The organism is Streptomyces sp. NPDC007991 (assembly GCF_042958445.1).
In the GTDB taxonomy this organism is placed as follows: domain Bacteria; phylum Actinomycetota; class Actinomycetes; order Streptomycetales; family Streptomycetaceae; genus Streptomyces.
The window spans coordinates 491,021-511,410 of record NZ_JBIBJD010000007.1 but is presented as its reverse complement, the minus strand read 5'-3'; the positions used below and the strand labels follow the sequence as shown (position 1 = coordinate 511,410).

Annotated in this window: 19 protein-coding genes and 1 pseudogene; 7 read left to right on the top strand and 13 right to left on the bottom strand. The window is 69.2% G+C overall.

Annotated features, from left to right (window positions below):
- Positions 1-121 precede the first annotated feature (121 nt).
- Together ACFZDA_RS22980 and ACFZDA_RS22975 are read right to left on the bottom strand one after the other, a co-directional pair.
- Positions 122-1,279, bottom strand: coding sequence for a DUF4190 domain-containing protein (locus tag ACFZDA_RS22980; protein WP_391084464.1), 1,158 nt, complete (start codon positions 1,277-1,279; stop codon positions 122-124).
- Between the two features lie 478 nt (positions 1,280-1,757).
- Entirely contained in the window at positions 1,758-2,588 is an 831-nt protein-coding gene (locus ACFZDA_RS22975; protein WP_391084461.1) for an oxidoreductase, read from the bottom strand.
- A 136-nt stretch (positions 2,589-2,724) separates the two neighbouring features.
- Here ACFZDA_RS22975 and ACFZDA_RS22970 point away from each other — a divergent pair, with 136 nt between their 5' ends.
- Together ACFZDA_RS22970 and ACFZDA_RS22965 are read left to right on the top strand one after the other, a co-directional pair.
- Positions 2,725-3,630, top strand: a complete 906-nt coding sequence (locus tag ACFZDA_RS22970) for a LysR substrate-binding domain-containing protein (protein WP_391084458.1) — start codon at positions 2,725-2,727, stop codon at positions 3,628-3,630.
- Positions 3,631-3,715: 85 nt separating this feature from the next.
- Positions 3,716-4,227: pseudogene (locus ACFZDA_RS22965) on the top strand (hypothetical protein).
- Positions 4,228-4,266: 39 nt separating this feature from the next.
- On the opposite strand, the gene ACFZDA_RS22960 reads toward ACFZDA_RS22965, so the two are convergent.
- Positions 4,267-4,806: a low molecular weight phosphatase family protein gene (locus tag ACFZDA_RS22960; RefSeq protein ID WP_391084634.1), complete on the bottom strand. Its 540-nt coding sequence runs from the start codon at positions 4,804-4,806 to the stop codon at positions 4,267-4,269.
- A 446-nt stretch (positions 4,807-5,252) separates the two neighbouring features.
- Here ACFZDA_RS22960 and ACFZDA_RS22955 point away from each other — a divergent pair, with 446 nt between their 5' ends.
- Positions 5,253-5,609 (top strand): LAETG motif-containing sortase-dependent surface protein, encoded by a 357-nt coding sequence (locus tag ACFZDA_RS22955; RefSeq protein ID WP_391084455.1) that lies wholly within the window; start codon positions 5,253-5,255, stop codon positions 5,607-5,609.
- Between the two features lie 192 nt (positions 5,610-5,801).
- Here the strand turns inward: ACFZDA_RS22955 and ACFZDA_RS22950 are convergent, their stop codons facing one another.
- Positions 5,802-6,842, bottom strand: a complete 1,041-nt coding sequence (locus ACFZDA_RS22950; RefSeq protein ID WP_391084452.1) for an NAD-dependent epimerase/dehydratase family protein — start codon at positions 6,840-6,842, stop codon at positions 5,802-5,804.
- Positions 6,843-7,137: 295 nt separating this feature from the next.
- Between ACFZDA_RS22950 and ACFZDA_RS22945 the strand changes: the two genes are divergently transcribed.
- From ACFZDA_RS22945 to ACFZDA_RS22930, 4 genes are all read left to right on the top strand, one after another.
- The gene (locus tag ACFZDA_RS22945; protein WP_391084449.1) at positions 7,138-7,791 is read left to right on the top strand and encodes a class I SAM-dependent methyltransferase; all 654 of its coding nucleotides are present in this window, start codon (positions 7,138-7,140) and stop codon (positions 7,789-7,791) included.
- Between the two features lie 66 nt (positions 7,792-7,857).
- Positions 7,858-8,901 (top strand): GDP-mannose 4,6-dehydratase, encoded by a 1,044-nt coding sequence (gene gmd / locus ACFZDA_RS22940; protein WP_391084446.1) that lies wholly within the window; start codon positions 7,858-7,860, stop codon positions 8,899-8,901.
- Between the two features lie 373 nt (positions 8,902-9,274).
- Positions 9,275-10,711 (top strand): hypothetical protein, encoded by a 1,437-nt coding sequence (locus ACFZDA_RS22935; RefSeq protein ID WP_391084444.1) that lies wholly within the window; start codon positions 9,275-9,277, stop codon positions 10,709-10,711.
- 29 nt (positions 10,712-10,740) lie between these two features.
- Positions 10,741-11,517 carry an FkbM family methyltransferase gene (locus ACFZDA_RS22930; protein WP_391084441.1) on the top strand — a complete coding sequence of 259 codons (777 nt, stop codon included), beginning with the start codon at positions 10,741-10,743 and terminating at the stop codon, positions 11,515-11,517.
- Here ACFZDA_RS22930 and ACFZDA_RS22925 read toward each other — a convergent pair whose 3' ends face one another.
- The 9 genes from ACFZDA_RS22925 to ACFZDA_RS22885 all read right to left on the bottom strand — a co-directional run bounded on the left by ACFZDA_RS22925 (position 11,518) and on the right by ACFZDA_RS22885 (position 20,370).
- Positions 11,518-12,993, bottom strand: coding sequence for an oligosaccharide flippase family protein (locus ACFZDA_RS22925; RefSeq protein WP_391084438.1), 1,476 nt, complete (start codon positions 12,991-12,993; stop codon positions 11,518-11,520).
- Positions 12,994-13,072: 79 nt separating this feature from the next.
- Positions 13,073-13,801: a hypothetical protein gene (locus tag ACFZDA_RS22920; RefSeq protein WP_391084435.1), complete on the bottom strand. Its 729-nt coding sequence runs from the start codon at positions 13,799-13,801 to the stop codon at positions 13,073-13,075.
- Between the two features lie 75 nt (positions 13,802-13,876).
- Positions 13,877-14,518, bottom strand: coding sequence for a methyltransferase domain-containing protein (locus ACFZDA_RS22915; RefSeq protein WP_391084432.1), 642 nt, complete (start codon positions 14,516-14,518; stop codon positions 13,877-13,879).
- A 100-nt stretch (positions 14,519-14,618) separates the two neighbouring features.
- Positions 14,619-15,410 carry a methyltransferase domain-containing protein gene (locus ACFZDA_RS22910; protein ID WP_391084429.1) on the bottom strand — a complete coding sequence of 264 codons (792 nt, stop codon included), beginning with the start codon at positions 15,408-15,410 and terminating at the stop codon, positions 14,619-14,621.
- Positions 15,411-15,495: 85 nt separating this feature from the next.
- Positions 15,496-16,413 (bottom strand): glycosyltransferase, encoded by a 918-nt coding sequence (locus tag ACFZDA_RS22905; RefSeq protein WP_391084426.1) that lies wholly within the window; start codon positions 16,411-16,413, stop codon positions 15,496-15,498.
- On the bottom strand, positions 16,410-17,066 hold the full coding sequence (locus ACFZDA_RS22900; protein WP_391084424.1) for a hypothetical protein: 657 nt from the start codon (positions 17,064-17,066) through the stop codon (positions 16,410-16,412). Before ACFZDA_RS22900 ends, ACFZDA_RS22905 begins: the two co-directional genes overlap by 4 nt.
- A gap of 156 nt (positions 17,067-17,222) precedes the next feature.
- The gene (locus ACFZDA_RS22895) at positions 17,223-18,425 is read right to left on the bottom strand and encodes a glycosyltransferase (protein WP_391084421.1); all 1,203 of its coding nucleotides are present in this window, start codon (positions 18,423-18,425) and stop codon (positions 17,223-17,225) included.
- On the bottom strand, positions 18,419-19,372 hold the full coding sequence (locus tag ACFZDA_RS22890; protein ID WP_391084418.1) for a WecB/TagA/CpsF family glycosyltransferase: 954 nt from the start codon (positions 19,370-19,372) through the stop codon (positions 18,419-18,421). Before ACFZDA_RS22890 ends, ACFZDA_RS22895 begins: the two co-directional genes overlap by 7 nt.
- Positions 19,369-20,370: an NAD-dependent epimerase/dehydratase family protein gene (locus ACFZDA_RS22885; protein WP_391084414.1), complete on the bottom strand. Its 1,002-nt coding sequence runs from the start codon at positions 20,368-20,370 to the stop codon at positions 19,369-19,371. The genes ACFZDA_RS22890 and ACFZDA_RS22885 overlap by 4 nt, the downstream gene beginning before the upstream one ends.
- Positions 20,371-20,390: the final 20 nt, after the last annotated feature.

Genomic DNA, 20,390 nt, shown 5'->3' with positions numbered 1-20,390 from the left:
CAGCAACAGCGTGGCAACCGTAGGTTGTGCGGTGCAAGCAAAGGCCAGAGAATCACTCGATGTGATGACATAGTGGCCCCGAGGGCTTTACGCAGGCACTTTCTCCCCGCTATAGCCGCCGTCACACCTGGACGTCGGAGTCCCCGCCCTCGGTCTCGCCCGGGGAGGGCGGCGCCGTCGCGAGCCCGAGGGCCTTGCGGGCGGTGACGGTCGCCGGGCCGTCGACGTACGCGTAGGCCTTGTCGTGGTGCGCGGAGTACGAGTCCGCGTCGTCCGCCTCGCTCGCCCTCACCCACTCCTCCCGGGCGTCCTCCAGGTCCTTCACCAGGCCGGCGACGGGCCGGCGGGCGGTGGACGGCCAGGAGTGGCCGCGCAGCGCCTCGATCTGCTCGCCGAGCACGTCATGCACCCGGGTGGCCCAGGCCCGGTGGCCGGCGAGGTCCTCCTCGGGGGTGTCCTCGGGCTCCTCGTACAGCGCCGCGTCGACGGCGTTGGCCGCCGACAGGAAGACGACCTGGTCGGTGTCGAGCGTGGTGGGGTCGCCGCGCAGGGAGCCGGTCAGCTCGGCCTTCGCGTCGCTGTTGCCGAAGACGCAGCTGATCGTACGGTCTCCGTACCGCCAGCTGTCCCGGGACGGCATGAGGTAGTAGACGTCGACGTCGGCCGGCATCGCCCAGGCGTCCATGGCGTACTGGTCCTGGAGCGCGTAGCACTTCTCGTCGGCGATGCCGGTGATCTCGGCGTCGCCCGGGAAGGCGCCGCCCGGCAGTGTCACGACCGCGAACACCTCGCCGCCGTGCCCGCCCGCGCAGGGCACCCGGTCGACGTCGTAGGTGTCGCCCTCCAGTCCGCCGGGCGCGTCGAAGCAGTCGCCCTTCTCCAGCGAGAGGCTCTCGTTGCCCCGCGCGCCGTCCTTGAATCCCTCCCAGGCGTCGGACAGCACACCCGTCGACAGCGTCACCGCCCACAGCGCGATCCCGACGGACGACAGCACGGCCCCGGCGACCGCCAGCCCCCGGCCGCTCTGGCCGCTCCGCCTGATCTGCCGCAGCGCGACCAGCCCCAGCACGAGCCCCGCGGCGGGCAGGAAGCAGAGCACACCGAGCACGAGCGCGGCGACGGCGAGCGCGTTGACGGAGACCGGGGCCCCGTACGGGCGCCCGGTGGGGCCATAAGGGGCATGGGGGCCGTAACCCTGCTCCCCCTGGGGCCGGTTCGCAGGCGGCGGGCCGTACGGGTCCCAGGGCTGCTGGTTCCCGGGAGGCGGGGGCATCGACACGGCTACGGTGCTCCTGGCTGAGGCGGTGGGAGACAGCGGCCGTAGGAACGGACGTACGGCTGCGCCGCATCTTGACGCGCTTCCCGGCCCGGAGTCCAGGGATTCCGGCCTGGGCCGCTGTCCTGCCGGGGGCTTCCTGCTTCCGCGTTGGGCTCCATCTGCTGCTCCTGCCGTCGTGCTCCGGGGGCGTACGCGCACCAGTTGACGCTCGGCGGGGTGACAACTCCCACCCAGCTCGGAACAGTTCGGAATCCGACTGCGTAAGACGATCAGCGACTGGGTTCAACCACAAGCACGCGCCGCGCAACCTCGACTACCTGCCCGCGGTGTCCCGGATCCTGGCCCGCTGGGCCGAGCTGCCTCCCCCCGCAGGTCGACGAGGCGCTCGCCTGGTGCCGGCGGGCCGGCGAGTCGCGCAGCCCTGGGAGGCGCGGCCGCCGGGGTGGCCGCACCGCCTCCCACCGGGAGCACGCGACGGTCAGTCGTCGAACCCGGTGGCCCGGGACCGCTTCTCCCATGTCAGGACCTCGTCGCGTACCTGGTCGAGGTGGCCGAGGACCGCGCTGACGCCGTCGTCGCCGAGGGGCAGGCGCAGCGGCGTCGAGTCGGCGTCGAGCGCGGCCAGGACGAGGGCGGCGGCCTTGGCCGGGTCGCCGGGCTGGGTCCCGTCGCCGCCGGAGACAAAGCCGCGGGTCTCGCTCACCTTGCCGTAGACACCGCTGTCCGCACTGACGCCGGCCCGCCCGGTCCCGAACAGGCCCGTGCGGAAGGCGCCCGGCTCGACGATCAGCACCTTGACGCCGAACTCCGCGACCTCGTCCGCGAGTCCCTCGGACATGCCCTCCAGGGCGAACTTCGTGGCGCTGTACGCCGAGAAGCCCGCGAAGGACATCTGCCCGCCCATGCTGCTCATCTGCACGATCGCGCCCGACCGCCGCTCGCGCATGGACGGCAGCACGGCCCGGGTGAGGGCGGCCGGGCCGAAGACGTGCACCTCGAACAGCGCCCGCAGCTCCTCCTCGGTGGTCTCCTCGAAGGCACCGACATGGGTCCGGCCCGCGTTGTTGACCAGGACGTCGATCCGCCCGTGCCGCGCCACGACGTCCCGTACGGCGGCCTCGGCGGCGCCCGTGTCGGCGACGTCCAGGCGCAGCGCCTCCACCCGGTCGGGGTGGGCGGCGACCAGGTCGTCCAGCGCCTCGGGGCGCCGGACGGCGCCGACCACCACGTCGCCGGCGGCGAGGGCCGCCTCGGCGATCGCGCGCCCGAAACCACTGCTCGCTCCCGTGATCAGCCACACCTTGTTCATGACAGCTCCCCGTCTCGTATAGTCACGGCCTCGTGTCGTCACGGCCTCGTGTCGTCACGACCTCGTGTCGTTACGCCGACCACCCTCTCGCCCGGCCCGCTGCCCGGTCCAAGACCTTTGGTGATAACCAATGGCTATGACCCTGGACGTTCATGTGCGCGACCTGCGCTACTTCGTGGCGGTGGCCGAGGAACTGCACTTCACCCGCGCCGCCGAGCGCCTGTACGTGTCACAGCCCGCGCTGAGCAAGCAGGTCCGGGCGCTGGAGCGGCAGTTGGGCATCGAACTGTTCCGGCGCGACCGGCGCGGCGTGGCCCTCACCGACGCCGGTACGGCACTGCTGCCGCACGCGCGCCGGGTGCTGGACGCGTGGCAGGAGGGCGCGGCCGCGATCGACACCGCCCGGTCGGCGCAGCGCGGCACGCTGGTCGTGGGCATGAGCACCAGCCCGGTCCGCGGCGGCCTGCTGCCCGCGATCCGCTCCCGCTTCACGGCGGCGCACCCGGAGACCCGCATCCGGCTGCGGCAGGTCAACTGGGAGGACCCGACCGCGGGCCTCGCCGACGGCGCCGCGGACGTGGCCTTCGTCTGGCTGCCCCTGCCCGGCCAGGAGCGCTACGACTGGACGGTCGTCGCCGAGGAACCGCTCATGGTCGCCCTCCCGGACACACACCCTCTCGCCGGCCGCGCCGAGGTCGACTTCAGCGAGCTGCTCGACGAGCCGTTCCTCGCGCTGCCCGAGAGCACGGGCCCGCTGCGCGACTTCTGGCTGGCCCTGGACGCCCGCGGGGGCCGCCCTCCCCGGATCGGCGCCGAGATCGCGAGCACGGAGGAGACGTACGAGGCCCTGACCGCCGGTCTCGGAGTGTGTCTCGTGGCCGCGGGCAACGTGCCCCTGCTCACCCTGGGCGGCGTGACGGCCCGCCCGGTGCGCGGGGTCACGCCCAGCCGCTACGTCCTGGCCTGGCGCCGCGAGGACGGGCGACGTCCCCTGGTCCGGGCGTACGCGCAGGCCTGCCGGCGGGTCACGGGCCGCTCGTGAACATCTCGTTGCACGCCACCCCCGTAGCCTTCCGGGCCGCTGATACCGACCGGACGTTCGAAGGGCCAGGGGAGGCGGGCCGAGGGTGGACCGGACCGTGTGGGGAGGGCTGGCCGCCGGGCTGGTGATCGCGACCGTGACCGCCCCGGTCGGCGTGTCCGGCGCGGTGTTCCCGCTCCCGGCTCATGACGGCGCCCTGCGCGGCGACCTCGCCCGGCGCCTGGTGCTGGGCACCCTGCCCGGCGTCGTCCTCGGCGCCACCGTGGGGGCCTTCGCCCTCCCCGGCCCGGACCTCTTCCGGCTCCTGGCAGCCGCCCTGCTGCTGCCGCTCGGCCTGTGGTTGTGCCTGCGCGCCCTCGCCCCGGCACGCCCCGGGGCGAGCCGGCCCCGCGCACGCTGACCGGCCTCGCGCCGGCGGTCGGCGTGGTCGGCGGCATCCACGGCATCGGCGGCGGCTCCTGCGGCACCGGCGGCCTGACCGGCGGCTACCTCGGCGCCCGACTCCAGTCCCGCCTTCCCGACCGGGCCCTGCGCCTCCTCCTCCGCGCCCTCGCCGCGGCCGTCGGCATGCTGTACGCCGTCCAGAGCCCGGCCTGACAGCGTTCAGGGGAATGCGCGTCATGAAATTGCCCGCCGCTATCCGGTCCGCATGGCGGCGGCGATCCGCTCGACGATCTCCTCGATCTGAACCAGACACTCGTGCACTTGGGGTGGTGGTGCGCCAAGAGGGTCGTTCACGTCCACGTCCCCCGTGCGTGTCGACACGGCACCACGACGAGCGGCCGCGCCCCGGACGAGGCTCACGAACCGTGCGGCCGGATCCACCACGCCTGCGGCGTCCTCCGAACGCACCAGCCGCGCGAACTCACGGAAGGTGAATGCACGGGACAACGCACGCACCGGGGACATCCGCACAGCGGCCTCACGATGCTCCGTCGCAGCGCCCAGCACCAGGTCCGCGTTTTCGACCATCTCCTTGGTCAGCCGGCAGGAGCCCATCCCGCGGGGCTGGACGCCACGTCCGAGGAGGAAGGAGGCGACGACACCCGCCATGGGCGTACCCGCGACGGCCCGGGTGCCGGCACTGCTCAGACGGATCACTTGCCGATGCTCGAGCATCTGGTGCCTGAGCAGGCACTCGGCAAGCGGAGAGCGGTAGACGTTGCCGGTGCACACCACAAGTACGCGGAACGGGGGCACACACCCTCCAGGCGGGGAAGAAGAGGAGACCAGGACGTGCGGCGCGGGGTGCCGGGTGTCGCCGCGGTTCGTGCTCGCGTCTGAATGACACACATCGGACGCCTTCGCTCCTCGCACCAGGGGACTGGCGACCAATCCAGTGAGCTGAGTACTCCATACAGCGCTTTGTCTCCTGAAAACGCTTAACAGGCACTACAAGACGCTATCTATACACATACCGTACTCGCGGGTCGGACCCTGCCGTCGCCCGATTCCATTTGAGGAGCGTGAATGCGATGACGGCCTCATCGAAGTGTCGTGCCGCCTTCGCGGCCACGGCAGCATCCGCTGTCCTGGTCGCAGTCCCAGTCGTAGGGACCCAAACTGCCCACTCCCAGCCCTACCCACCCGAGGCCCCGAGCCTGACCCTCACCGCCACCACCGTGGACGCAGGGGACGATCTCGGCTTCACAGGTACCGGATTCGACAGCAACGAGGGGGTGGACGCATTTCTCTTCTCGAAGCCGGTCAAGCTGGGCCACTTCACCGCCGACGCGAACGGCACAGTGGAGGGTACCGTCACCATCCCCAAGTGGACCGATCCGGGCAAACACATCTTCCGTCTCAAGGGACGGGAATCGAAATTGAAGCTCTCGGCCAAGATCTTCGTAAAACCACACAAGCCTCACCTCGCCGACACCGGTGAGGACCACACGCCCGTTCTGTTGGGCGGAGCCGCAGCGATGCTGGCGCTCGGGGCCGGCACGATGATGGCCGTCCGGCGGCGGAAGCAGAACTGACCACCTCAGTCCGTCAGGCAGCTGCGAAGCCCGTAGCACTACCAGCGGCCGGCAGCGGAACTTCCCACGCATGACCTCATGTCGTCGTCGGAGTATCCGCTGCCGGCCGCTGCCGCTTCGACCTCCCGAGCAAGCCCCTCCGGGAAGGCGGCGGAAGCCGAGGCGGCCGCCCCCCGGCCGCCGTGGAGTCCGTCAGTGCCGCACCGTGCCGGACTCGAGATTTTCCACGTACCAGGCGTACGTGCGGGCGATTCCTTCTCGCAGGCCGATACGAGGAGTCCAGCCGAGCGCGGTGAGCCGGGATACGTCGAGGAGCTTGCGCGGGGTGCCGTCGGGCTGTTTCGTGTCCCACTCGACGCTCCCCCGGTACCCGACGGCGTCCGCGACGAGCTCCGCCAATTCCCGGATGGTGAGGTCAGTACCGGTGCCGACGTTGACCGGACCGTCCGCGTCGTAGTGCTCGATCAGGTGCAGGCACGCCCGTGCCAGATCGTCCACATGGAGGAACTCCCGACGAGGCGTGCCGCTGCCCCAGTTCACAACCCGTCGCGCACCCGACTCCTGCGCCTCGTGGAAGCGCCGCATCAGGGACGCCAGCACGTGAGAGTGCTCGGCGTGGAAGTTGTCGCCCGGCCCGTACAGATTGGTCGGCATGGCGGAGATCCAGGGCAGACCGTACTGGCGTCGCACCGCCTGCACCTGCAGAATGCCGGCGATCTTGGCGATGGCGTAGGCGTCGTTGGTCGGCTCCAGAGGACCCGTCAGCAGCGCCACCTCGCGGATGGGCTGCTCGGCGAACTTCGGGTAGATGCAACTGGAACCCAGGAACAGCAGCCGCTCCACTCCGTGCTCCCGGGCCGCGTCCAGCACGTTCACCTGGATGCGCAGGTTGTCGGAGAGGAACTGGGCGGGCCGGGCGGCATTCGCCTTGATCCCGCCCACGCGCGCCGCGGCCAGTACCACCACGTCCGGGCGCATGACCGCGAACCAGTCGAACACCGCCTGGCGCTCACCGAGGTCCAGCTCCGCCGAGCCGGGCGCGACCACATCGGTGAACCCTTCACGCCGAAGTTCCCTGCGCACTGCCGAACCGACCAGCCCCGAACCCCCGGCCACGAACACGCGCGCCGAGCGGTCGAGGGGGCGGTGCACCCTGTCGTCCCGCACCGCGGCACGGGCGTTCACCGGCGAGGTGAACGGGACCGTGGCACCGGAATCAGTACAAGCGGCCATGGGCCTCGATGCCCTCCTTCACAGACGGCGCATCGAGAGCCACCGCCTCCGCGCAGCCCTGGGAACCGAGCGTCTGTGAGCCGAATGGAATCAGCATGTAGCCTCTGAAAACGCGACACAACGTCATGAAGCAGAGGATAGCGCCGATTTCCGTATTCTTTCCGGGGTGCCGGAAGTGCCGGAGGCGCCTGAGTTCGCGTCCCATCCTGTCCGTCCTGACGGCTCTGCCGAAAGACAAGGCGCGTGGCCGTCGAGACGGGCATCGCCGCACGACACGTGGCCAAGAGGAAGCAGCATGCTGAAGACGAAGATCGCCGATCCCACGAGGCCCGGGTCCCTTGCCCACTCGGCCCGCGCCAAGCGCTGGGACGAACTGCTGCGATGCTTTCCCGACCTGGCCGACATGCACGTTCTCGACCTCGGCGGCACCCCGAGCGCCTGGCGTGGCGCGCCTGTCCGGCCGGCGCACGTGGTGACCGTCAATCTCGACCCGGGTACCGCCCGGCACGCCGAGTCCGGGATCACGCCGGTCGTCGCGGACGCGTGCAGCCTCGCGCTGCCGGCGCACATGGTCACCCGGCGATTCGACCTCGTGTACTCGAACTCCGTCCTGGAGCACGTGGGAGGGCACTACCGGCGGCAGCAGTTCGCCGACACGGTGCACAACCACGCCGACCGCCACTGGGTACAGACTCCCTACCGCTACTTCCCCGTCGAACCCCACTGGCTGTTCCCAGGGCTGCAGTGGCTCCCGTTCCCGGCTCGCGTCGCCGTCTCCCGGCACTGGCCGCACGGACACGTCCCACGCGCGGGTCGTACGCAGGCCACCCACGATGTCCAGGGGGTCGAGCTCCTGTCCGCGGCCGAGATGCGGTCCTACTTCCCCGCTTCCACCATCTGGTTCGAACGCTTCGCCGGACTTCCCAAATCACTGGTCGCGAGGAAGTGAGCCGTGTCCGCCGCCCTCCACGCTCAGGTGCGTTGTCAGCACCACGGCCCAGCAAAAGGAGTCCGCATGACGGACAAGACCGCGCTCATCACTGGCATCACCGGCCAGGACGGCTCCTACCTCGCAGAACTGCTGCTGCAGAAGGGGTACGTGGTGCACGGAATCGTCCGCCGCGCCTCGACCTTCAACACGCAGCGCATCGACCATCTCTACCAGGATCCGCACGACCCCGAGGCGCGCCTCTTCCTGCACTACGGCGACCTGACCGACGGAACCCGGATCGCGGGACTGCTCGAACGCCTGCGGCCCGACGAGGTCTACCACCTGGCTGCCCAGTCCCATGTACGGGTGTCCTTCGACGAGCCGGAGTTCACCGGGGACACCACCGGACTGGGCACCACGCGGTTGCTCGAGGCCATCAGGACGACAGGCCTGCCCTGCCGGTTCTACCAGGCGTCCAGCTCCGAGATGTTCGGCGCCTCCCCGCCGCCTCAGCACGAGGGCACTGCGTTCCACCCGCGCTCCCCGTACGGAGTCGCCAAGGTGTACGCGTACTGGGCGACGCGCAACTACCGGGAGGCGTACGGGATGTACGCGGTCAACGGCATCCTGTTCAACCACGAGTCTCCTCGCCGCGGGCCGACCTTCGTCACCCGCAAGGTGGCAACGGCCGCCGCACGCATCAAGGCCGGCCTGGAGGACGTCGTCTACCTCGGCAATCTCGACGCCCGGCGGGACTGGGGATACGCCCCGGAATACGTCGAGGCGATGTGGCGGATGCTGCAACAGGACGAACCGGACGACTACGTGGTCGCCACCGGCGTCAGCTACAGCGTGCGCGACTTCGTCGAGCAGTGTTTCGCCCATGTCGGCCTCGACTGGCGCGACCATGTGCGGTTCGACGAGCGATACCTGAGGCCGACCGAGGTGGACGACCTCGTCGGAGACGCCTCCAAGGCCGAGCGGGTCCTGGGCTGGCGCCCGACGGTGCGCGCCCCGGAACTGGCCCGCGTCATGGTGGACGCCGAGATCGCGGCCCTGTCCCCGGCGCCGGCCGCTCCCGTCGGTGCGTCCGCCGATCCGACGGCGATGGAGCTGGTCGGGCCGTGACGCGTGCAGGGAGCCCGGCTTCCCAGAAGGCGGCTGTCCTGATGACCTGTCACAACTGCCGGGACAGCACTCTGGCAGCCCTGGCGTCATGGGACAGGCGGTTCGGACTGCTGCCCTTGATAGCCCTGACCGTGCACCTCGTCGACGCCGGAAGCACCGACGCAACCGGCGCCGCCGTGCGCGCCGACTTTCCGGGCACCGATGTGGTCAGGGCGGTTGGGCCACCGGGATCACGGTACGCACGGCCATGCGCCGGGCGACGTCGGTGCCGGTGACGAACCATCGCCTGCCCCTCTGAAGCACCCCTTCACCGCCACGGCGTGCTGTCGCAAGCCTCCGCCTCCGGCTCACCACCCCCCAGGACGGACCAACGGTGCACGACCCAGCCGTCGCCTCGGACATCGCTCAGACCCTTTTCGTGGGGCTGGCGCTCTTCGGCATCCTGTTGTGGATCTTCACACAGCACTGCAACACCGCCATCGGTCTGCTCCTGGGCGTACAGGTGTGGTCGATCGCCGCGGATGGTGAGATGCCGCTCTTCGATGTCGGCGTCAGCATCCACCCAAGTGACCTGCTGGCCGCCTGCGCCATGCTGGTGGCCGGCGCCCGGCTGCTTCGGCGGGGGGTGTCGCCCCGGGCAGAGTTGGTGCTCGTCCTGGCGGTGATGCTCCTGATCGCGTGGTCGATCCAGCGGGGAGTCGGTGCCTGGGGCCTGCCCGCCGCCGCCAATGACGCCCGCGTCTACTTCTGGCAGGTCTTCGCCTCGGCCCTGTACGTCGCGACCGCGCCCCTGCGCCCCGGCAGGGCCCGGGCCGTCGTGCGGCTGTGGCTGGCCTCGGCCGCCGCGTACGCCGCACTGAGCCTGGCCGGATGGCTGAACACCGGACTGCATTCGGTCGTCGACGTGGCCACCGTGGGAGGACAGCTGTACGACCCCAGGCCGGTGCCGGCCAGGTCGGCTCTGGTCCTCGCGCAGAGTGCGGTGCTCCTGCTGTGCCCCTGGGGCGGGGACTCGTCCGCCCCGGCCACGACCGCGGAGAACACCCCGGGAAGAAACCGGCGGGAGCGGAAGGGCCGGCCCGAGGGCGGCCGCGGCAAGATCCTGCCGGCGCTGCTCTGTCTGGTCTTGGTGGTGCTGCTGCAACACCGGACCATCTGGGCGGCCACGATCGTGATGGCGGTCGTCTGGTGGGCGCTGATTCCTGCCCGTGCAGGTCAACGCCTGGCCACCTCTGCGGCAGCCATGGCGTCGTTGTGCGTGGGCGCCCTGGCGTTCGCAGCCGGAGTGTTCGGCGGGGTCGGCGGCGTCCTCGCCGACTCCTTCGCGGAGACTCAGGACGCGAACAGCACCTTCTCATGGCGGGTTCTCGGCTGGCAGGAGCTGATGGACGGGCCCAAGACCCTGACCGAATGGCTGCTGGGCAGTCCGTTCGGCTCCGGCTACGACCGGTGGGTCGAAGGCGTGGTGATCTCCGTCTCCCCGCACGACTACTACCTGCACGTCCTCATTCGCCTGGGCGCGATCGGACTGCTCACGCTGCTGGCCTTGTACGTTCTCGTATGGCGGCGGCTCGGTCGCTGCGGGAACGGCATGCCCGCCCTGCGTCTGGTGATCGTCTCCCAGCTCGTGCTCTTCGTCTCGTACTCTCCGTTCCCCGAGCAAGGGATCCTCCTCGGGCTGTGTCTGTGGCAGCTGCGCGCCGACGCGGCAGGCCGGTTCACCGATCCGCGGAGAAAACCGCTCGTCGCCCGGCAGAGGAGTACCACAGCCAGGAAAGGGGCCACTCAGAAGCACGGTGAATACCGGTAATCGACGGAATGAACCCCGAAAATGGGACAATGACTCTCCTTCATCGCATCCGTCTCGCCGCACAGCGCATCGGCCTCGACGTGAACCGGTATCCGCAGAGTTCACTCGACTACCGCGTCGTGCAGTTGATTCACCGCAGCCGCATCGATGTGGTGCTCGACGTGGGGGCGAACCGTGGTCAGTACGGAGCGATGCTGCGGCGGTTCGGGTACCGGGGAAGGATCGTCTCCTTCGAGCCGCTCCACGAGCCCTTGCGGACGCTGAACCGCCGCGCCGCGGCGGACCCGCTGTGGAAAGTGTTTCCGTATGCCCTCGGCGACAGCGATCGCACCGTGAACGTCAACGTAGCCGGTAATGGATGTGCCAGCAGTTCCGTGCTGCCCATGCTGTCCAGGCACGCGGATGCCTGCCCGGAATCCCGCTACGTGGACGTCCAGGAAGCCGAGCAGTTTCGCCTCGACGCCGTCTGGCCGCACGTGGCCGGGCCCGAGGAGCGCGTGTTCCTGAAGCTGGACGTCCAGGGATATGAAGGAGCCGTCCTGGAAGGAGCAGCCGACCGCGTCGGTCAGTGCACCGGACTGCAGATGGAAGTCTCGTGTGTCCCGCTGTACGAGGGCGGTCTGCTCCTGGAAGACGCGCTGGGAATCGCGCAGCGCCGGTACGGGATGACCCTGGCGGCACTCGTGCCCGGCTTCAGCGACAACCGGACCGGACAGATGTTGCAGTGCGACGCGGTGTTCCTTCGTGAAGGCGCTCGGGCGGGACGACGCGGCAGCACGGATGCCGGGGCATTCGGCTGCCCCTGATCAACACGCCGGGTCGGTCGGATCCGCGGCCGCGGACGACCGGAGAGGGGAAGTGAGCGATCTCCGGCTCCGCAGCATGCCCGCGGCGACAGCAACCGTGAACACGGGAATCCAGCGGCGCAGAAGCACGCACACGAGCACGACCGGCAGTATCGCGAGCAGGCCATACCCCAGGGCCGCTGCCGCGGAACGCTCCGCGGAGCCGAGCGCGGCAGCACCGCCCAATGCCGCCCCGACGGCGAGGTGCACCCCATGCATACGCAGGGCGGCGCCGGCACGCATCAGGCCGGACCGGTGCCAGGCCGCCAACTGCGCGAGATGGCCCACCCCTTGTCCGGCGGTGGCCGCGACCGCGGCCAGCAGAAGGGCATGCGCGAACGCGGCAGCGGCAACCCCCGCCACGGTCGCCACCGCCGTGACCGTCAGGGTGCCGAGCAGGGCCCGTGGCGCGTTCCGCACCTGGTCGATCAACCCTCCGCAGTAGCACAGCAAGGTCATGGCCGCCGCCGCGGACAGAACAGGGACCAGTGCCACGGCCGGCTCCCAGCCCGGCCCCAGCAGCAGGCGGAGGACCGCCGGTCCGATGCCTGCCGTGATGCCGAAGCCGGTGAACGCCACGGCCGACGCCGCACACAGCGTTCGCTGCACGTCCTGGTCGAAACGGAGCCCTTCGGCGCGCCGCTCGGCGAGCAGCGGCGTCACGGCCCAGTTGATCCCCTGATACAGGAACGTCAGGAGCAGTCCGGTGAACAGCGACGCCCGGGAGTACGACCCCGCGGCGCCCGGACCGAGCAGCCGGCCCGAAGCCCACAGCGGGATGTTGTTGGTGATGAACTGCCCCAGGCTGTGGCTCGTCATGAATACCGAAGGGGCGAGGAGATCGCGAGCCCTGACCGGGGGCCCGGGAGGCAGCGCCCGGCGAGCGATCCAGGCCGTGCCCACGGACAGGGCCACGGCCGCCGCGACCGGCTGTGCGAGTGCCAGCGCGAAGGGGTTCCAGCCGCATACGAGAAGACCTGCCGCCGCTGCCACCCCCGCCGCCTGGCCCAGCGACTCGGCCAGCACCGCCATCGGGGCCGCACCGGCGCGACGCATGGCCGTGACGGTCACGTTGGCGCTCGGCTGAACGAGGAACACGCAGGCCAGCAGGCGCGCCATGAAGGTGACGTCGGGCATGTGGAAGAAGGAGCCGAAGACCGGGGCCACCGCTTCCACCAGCAGGAAACACACGGAGCCGGAGACGACTGCGAGACGCCGGGCGGCGCGCACGAAGGGCAGCGTCAGGCGCTCCGACCGGAGCACGCAGGCCGACAGTCCGGCGTTGGCGAAGTAACCGAAGAGCGGCACTACGGTCAGCGTGATGGCGTAGACGCCGTAGGCATGGGCATCCACGGCGCGAGCGGTGTAGGCCGTGTATCCGAGTTGGAGCAGCACGACCACCATGGAGCCGGCGATGTTCCAGCGCAGGCTGATCACTGCTGACCGTGATGCGGTTCCCGAAGGTCGATGCCGGGCGGAGGCGGTCGCACCGTGAGCCGCTGACATGTCCGGGAGTTCAGCCGTTCGCGATGCTCTGCCGGGTGAGTTCGCCCGCGCGCAGGCTGCAGAGGGAATCCACGGCCGGGGCCATCTCAGGGCTCGCCAGGACGATGCATCCGCGCTTCGCGCCGGTCTCGTCGGCCGAATCGCTCTTCGGGTAGAAGGCCTTCCAGCCAGGAAGGCCGGGGAGGTAGTTCACGTCCAACGGGATTCCGTGGTACGAGGTGAACTGATAGCCAGGGTCGCCCGGCACGCGGAAGTCGTCGATCACCACGACGGATCTGCTCCAGTGTGTCTCGATGATCTCCAGTTCCTGGTAGCGAGGTACGTCTTCCTGCCAGTGAGCATCGAGATAGAAGAGCAGCGCGGGGTTTCCTGGCCGCTTCGAGAGGATGTTCAGCATCTTCCGTGAGTCTGCGTTGTACAGGCGGATCCCCGGAATGCCACGGCATTTCACCGCAGCGTATCTGTAGAACCTCTCTTCGATCTCGGCGGAGTGGACGGGCAGGCCGGAGATTTCACTCAGGAACCTCGTCGTGGTGCCGCGGAAGGAACCGGTCTCGACGATCTCGTCGAAGCTGATCGCCGCCAGCAGTTCGCGGATGATCTCCTGTCGCCTGAGCTGCCCGTTGAACGGCCCCAGTTCGGGCATGCTCAGGCCTGGAAACAACAGATCCGTCCGGAAGGAGATCGCGGCAGGCAGGGCGGCGCTGGCCCTGATGTAGGCCCGCTGTGAAAGCTTCACCGTCCGCTCCCTGTGCTGTCGGAATGTGACTCACTGTATTCCGGGATGAAACACCGGAAGAACGCGAGACGGGGATCAGGCAACATCCGCCTCGACGATCAAGGCGAATTGGGGTCGGGACTCCAGGTTCCGGAATTCAGGGTCATCGCTCTGGCCGGGTGCGTAACGGCGGACGGCGGAGAAGCCGGCTGACCGGAGCTCTGCCTCCACCGCCTGGAAGTCCCACAGGAATCCGGCGTGATGGCCGCAGTCCTGGAAGGTCATGCGCAGCAGATCAACCGGATGCTCGGCCTGATACCCCCTGCGCCGGCACTCCTCCATCTCCCGTCGCGTGTCCTCGTCACGTGCCAGGTACAGCCGCACAGCGTGCTCGACATCGGGTGTCGACAGCCGGATGCGCCCACCAGGTGCCAGAACGCGCCGGGCTTCACGGAACATGCGGCGGGCGGGCTCGAGGCGGATGTGCTCGATCATGTTGTCGGAGTAGATGTGACTCGCCGAGCCGGAGCGGACGGGCCACGTCCTGGTGGCATCCAGATACGACCGCGTGTGCCAGCAGACATCGGTGCAGATCCAGCCGGGCCGACGGCCCCGGTAGCTCCCCACTTCGATCTTGAGGAGAGACTGTGACCTGGCTGCATGTGCGAACCGAGCCTTGGCAACGGGACGGTTGACGGCGCCGATGACCGACCTGGCAACGCTTTTCGCGACGGACACGCGAGCGACGCTACAGCGCTGCTCCGGATCGGCTTTGGTGCCACACCCGGCATGCGGCAGACGTCACCCGACCGGTCGTCCGGCACGACCCCTGGTCCGTTCACCGTCCGCTGCGGTGTGGCGGGTCGCCGTCCGGCTTCACCACCACCGCGACCATCATGTTTCCGAGCCGGTTCACCGGCCGCAGCGCTTGATAGACGGCCTTGGCCGCTGTCAGGCGCCAACGCTCCGGGAAGCGGCCCGCTACCTTGCCGACGGCGAGGTTGTGGTCCCACAGCCTGCGGAGCAGCACGACGGCCTGCGGGCACAGGAGATAGCTTCGGGTGGCCTGGTTCACAAGCGAGCGATTCCACCGGAAGACATAGTTGACGAATTCTCCTTGCCGCTCCCACTCCGTGCCGATAAGCCTTCCCACCAGGCCCATGTGCGGCTCGATCACGATGACGGCCTTCCGGGCCACCCGTAGCATCTCCGTGAAGCCCAGGACCGGGCGCGGCAAGTGGTGCAGACCGTCCTGGACCAGTACCAGGTCGTAACTGGCATCGGGGATCTCGGCCATGTTCTCCGCGTTCAGAGGCATGGTCCGAATTTTGGGTTCGAGGCTGCGGCAGACTTCGAGTGCCTCTTCGGACAGATCGCTGACCGTGACGTCAGTGAATCCGCAGCGGCTGAGGAAGACCCCTTCTCCGCCCACACCGCCGCACACGACCAGAACACTCTGTCGTGCTGGATCGAGAAGTCCCCGGACGCGCAGCATGCGTAGCGCGATCCGCAAGCGCCGATCGCGCAGAAAACGGGTCAGCGGATCGCTGGTGACGTGGAAGGACCAGTTGTCCCGGTTGCTGCAGATCTCCGCAGTCGCGGCACGCTGCATGTCAACTCCGCTCGTCACGGTTCCTCCTCCACAGCGCGTGGTCACCCACGCCGCATCACTTTTGTCATGGCTGTAAATTTCTCCGGACTGCTTCGGAACTACCTCACAAGGACCGCACTCCACTACGCATTCGGGCGAGAGCCGCACCGGCGAGGAGCCGCGCGTAGGGCGAGAGCCAGTACACCGGCCACGCGGGACCGGCGTGCCGCCGTGTGAACCGCAACCAGCTGCCCGGGGGAAGGCCCTTGGGGGCGCACGCCAGACGCATCCTCTGCCGGACGGAAAGGGCGGGGTCGGTCCAGCTCCCCGCTGTGGTGTTGCGCGCACAGGTGCCCAGCGTTCCGGGGGCGACCCAGATGGCGCATCCGAGGCGCCTGGCGCGCAGGCCGTAGTCGAAATCGGCCAGCCCGTGGCTGAAGCGCGCGTCGATCTGCCCGACGCGTTGGACCACGCGACGGGGAACCAGTACCAGGTTCCCGTTCATGGTCTCGGCCCGAACCGGGCTTTCGGCCGGGGTGACCGTGGTGAACCGCACCGGGCGCAGACGGCTGCGCCGGTGAACACCGGAGTACGTCACCGCGCCGGAGTGCGGATCACGCAGACCCCCCACGACGATCAGGTCGCCCTTGTCCGAACCGGAGAGCGCCCCGTAGGCGCGGAGCAAGTCCGACAGCGCTCCGGGGTCCAAGGTCACGTCGTCGTTGAGCCAGAGGAGGAAGTCGTAGTCGCCCGCGGCCGACGCCGCGAGTGCCATCGCCTTTGCCCAGAACAGCTTGCCGCTGCCCCTGAGCACATGGATGCCGGGCCATACCTCGCGGGCAGCGCGTGCGGTGCCGTCGGTGCTGCCGTCGTCGGTGAGCACGACACGCACGGACACCTTGGGTCCGCCCTGCCCGATCAGCGACCGCAGACACCGGACCGTGCTCTCGCGGCGGTTGTGACAGGCGATCAGCACCACCACCCGCGTCACCGGTGCCGTCGGCCACCCCGGGGCGGCCTTCGCTCCTGGTTCCTGTCTCACGGCTTGGGCACTGCGAGAGCTTCGGCGCGACGCACTTCAGGGAGCTCGGACACCTGCTGTGCGACGCCCGGGGCGGCCAGCACCACGCAACCGCGGCGACGCCCGCTCTCCATGCCGGACGGGCAGTTCGGCCAGAACGTGTCATAGGGCGCGACGGTCTCTCCCAGATACTCCATCGACAGCTGCAGGTCGCCGTAGGTGTCGAATTCGTAACCGTCGTCGTCGGGAACCTTGAAGTCGTCGACGACGATGACCGAGTCCGTCCACGCGTTCGTGATGATGTCGACTTCCTCCCGGAGGGGGAGGTCCTTTTCCCAGTGGGCGTCCAGGTAGAACAGGACCCGCGAGCGGGGAAACCGGGCGTCGTCGCGCAGCGTCCGCAGAGCATCCCGGGAATCCTCATTGAGCACCCGGACGTCTGGATTTCCGCGGAAACGTCTCTCGGCGCAACGCGCGAATCCGCGATTCTTTTCGACGGTGACCACGGGAGCGCCGGACAGATGCCACAGGAACTGTGTCGACCCTCCGCAGTAGGTACCGGATTCGAAGATCGCCCGGGGCTGGAGTTCGCGGACCAGGGAGCGGAACAGGTTCTGACGGAATCGCTGCCCGTTGAGTGCGGCGGGCCATGGCCCGTAGAGCCATGGCCGCATGGTACGGATGGGCTTGGTGATCGAGCGCCGGAACCGCGGGGGCAGGACGTCGTATGCACGCGGATTCGTCCGTCGGTCCGATGACCTTGGAGCAGTCATTTCACTGAAACCCTTCATGGAATCGGCTCGCCGGTCTGAGGAATTCATCAAGTCGGCTCACGCACTCCTGTCGAGCATATGCAGCAAGCCGTCACAGAAACGCTCCGCCATGCCGTCTGCCGTATAGCCGGCGGCGTCCTTACGGCAGGCTTCGCGTAGACGTTCCAGGCGGGAGCGGTCCTTCAGCACTTGCTGCACCGCCACCGCAAAGGCCTCCGGATCGTCTCGACTGACCACTGCGTTCCGTCCGTGCTCCAGGTATTCGAACTCGGGCGCGTGCCATGGCCAGTCGGTGGTGACGATGGGTGTCCGCAGGGCGAACGAGTCCACCGCGCACAGTCCCACTCGCCCGGGCATCAGCATGACGTCCGATACCGCTCCGAGCAGCGCGACGTCCTGTCCGGAGCGGTGGCCGAGAGCCAGGACCGGGCTGCCCGGTGCGGAGGCCACGGCTTCGACAAGGGGCTGGTCGACACCATCTCCGGCCACCAGCAGCTTGAAGCCCGGCAGGCCGGTCGCGATACGCCGCGCGCATTGGAGCAGGAAGGGGATCCGCTTCGGAGCGTCAAGTCCCCCCACGTACAGGGCTGTTCGTCCCGGTTCGAGGTGGTGGCGTTGGCGCAGCGCGGCGGCTGCGGCATGCTCGGGCGTGCCCTGGATGTCCGCGCGGTCACGCGTGGCGGTCAGCTCCGTGGTGTCCACGGAGTTGCGCAGGACGGTGATCCTTTCGCGGGGGAAGCCCCGTGAGGCGACGTGTGCGGCTCCCCCCTCGGTGTAGGCGAAGAACCAGGCGGCCTGCCGCGTGAGAACGTCCTTGGCGGCTGCTTGGAGCTGGCTCGTCTTCTTTGTGTAGGTGCGGCCGTGGCCCCAGAACGCGACCCGCGGAGGGCGCCCACCGGCCCGTCGGATCAGCTGACGCAGCAACAGCGGATAGGCCTCCAGATTTCGCAGCGCCTGTTCCAGCACCACCGCGTCGGCGGAAGCGGCCCGGTCCGTCACCTGACGCCAGAGAAGGGACCGTCCGCCAGGGGCAGGCAGCCGTCGCGAGGGTACCTGTACCGCGCAGGCGCAGGTTGCGGCGTCGCGTCGGGCCGCCTGCTGCGGTGGCACTAGCCCGTACAGCACTTCCAGGGCAACACCCGCGGAGTTCAGCCGGTCCTGCAGGTGATTGAAGAACGACGTTCGATAACCGGGGACGTAGGGCTGCACCACGACGACGCGCCGCCGGGTCTCTCGGGGTCTCGCCGGAGTGATCACCATGGCCGCACCTTAGGAACGATGTCGGGATTTTCCCGGCCCTGACCGATGAGTCGTCCCGAATTCAGGCGATCGGATGCCGCGTGCACCGCGCCGCCGTCCGCTCGTACGGGGCGAGCCGCCTGGCGCACCACCCCGTGGACGAAGCGGGCGTTGCCGAAGAGGTACCGGCGCCAGAGGCGGCGTGGTTCGCAGCCGAGCCGGAACAGCCATTCCAGCCCGTTGTGCCGCATCCAGTGCGGTGCCTGCGGCTTGTTCCCGGCGATGAAGTCGAACGCCGCGCCCACGGCCACGGTCACCACGGGCAGCGCGTCGCACAGTTCGGCGGCCCAGCGGTCCTGCTTGGGCGTGCCGAGTCCGACCCAGACGATGTCCGCCGCGGCGGAACGGATGTCCTCCACCTGCTGCCGCCGTTCGTGGACGGTCAGGGGCCTGAAGGGCGGGGAGCAGGTGCCGACGATCCGCGCCCCGGGATAGCGCTCCCGCAGCTCCCGGTGCAGCGCGTCGAGCACCTGGGGCGTGGAGCCGAGAAGGTAGTGGTTCAGTTCGGTGCGCTGACTCAGAGCGAAGACGTCCAGAAGGAGGTCGGGGCCGTAGACCCGTGTGCCCGGCAGTGCGGCGCTGCGGTGGAGCAGTCGGTTGGCCCACACGACCGGCTGCCCGTCGGGGAGGTTGAGGGAGGCCGAGCGGAGGATGCCGAGCAGCTCGGGGTCCCGGTCGGCCAGGGCGAGCGTGTAGGCGTTGGACAGGTGTACGTCACTGCCGCGCTTGATGCCCAGGGCGCCGGATCCCTCGGTGAGCCCATGGCGTGCCTCGCGCATCCGACCGGCCAGGTGTACGACATGGCGGGCCGCGCTGTCGCGGGTGTGCGCGGTGATGGGCACACCGAGGCACTCGACCACGGGAGCCGTCGTCACCGATGTCGTCCGGATGCTCGGAGGGGCGGTCATGAGCGGTCGGCTTCACAGCTCGGCGTGGCTCCGGCGGGCCGTGTGCCGCTCCCGGTGAACTCGGAGAGGGTCAGACGCCGGCGGAAGTCGGTGATGGTCTCGCACAGGCCGCGCTCCACGGGAGTCGTGGGCTCCCAGTTGAGCAGCTCGCGGGCGAGAGTGATGTCCGGACGCCGTCGCTCGGGGTCGTCCTGGGGACGGGGGGTGAGCGTGATCTCGGAGCGTGACCGGGTGAGCTTGCCGATCCACTGCGCCAGCTCCAGCATGGAGACTTCGTGGGGGTTGCCCAGGTTGACGGGTCCGCCGTGGTCGCCGGCCAGCATGCGCAGCAGGCCTTCGACCACATCGTCGACGTAGCACAGGGACCTGGTCTGGCTGCCGTCGCCGGTGACCGTGATCGGCTCCCCGAGCAGCGCCTGGCGGATGAAGGTCGGGATCGCCCGTCCGTCGTCCGGGCGCATCCGCGGCCCGAAGGTGTTGAAGATGCGCACGATCTTGGCGTCCACACCGCGGCTCCTGCGGTACGCCATCGTCAGTGCCTCGGCAAAGCGCTTCGCCTCGTCGTACACCGAACGCGGGCCCACGGGGTTCACATGTCCCCAGTAGCTCTCCGGCTGAGGATGGGTCAGGGGGTCGCCGTACGACTCGGAGGTGGAGGCCAGCAGGAAGCGGGCGCCCTTGGCGGCGGCCAGGTCCAGGGCGTGCCAGGTGCCGGCCGAGCCCACTCGGAGTGTCTCCAGTGGCAGTCTCAGGTAGTCCGCGGGCGAGGCAGGTGAAGCCAGGTGGAAGACGGCGTCCACCGGTCCCGGCTCGTCCACGCCCTGCGTGATGTCACAGTGACGGAACTGGAAGTGCCGGTCCCCCTTGAGGTGCTCGATGTTCTCGGGGCTGGAAGTAAGGAAGTTGTCCACGCAGACCACTTCGTGGTCCGCCTGAAGCAGCCGCTCGCACAGATGGGAGCCGATGAACCCGGCCCCACCCGTCACTACTGCACGCATGCAGGTCCTCTCGGCCGCCT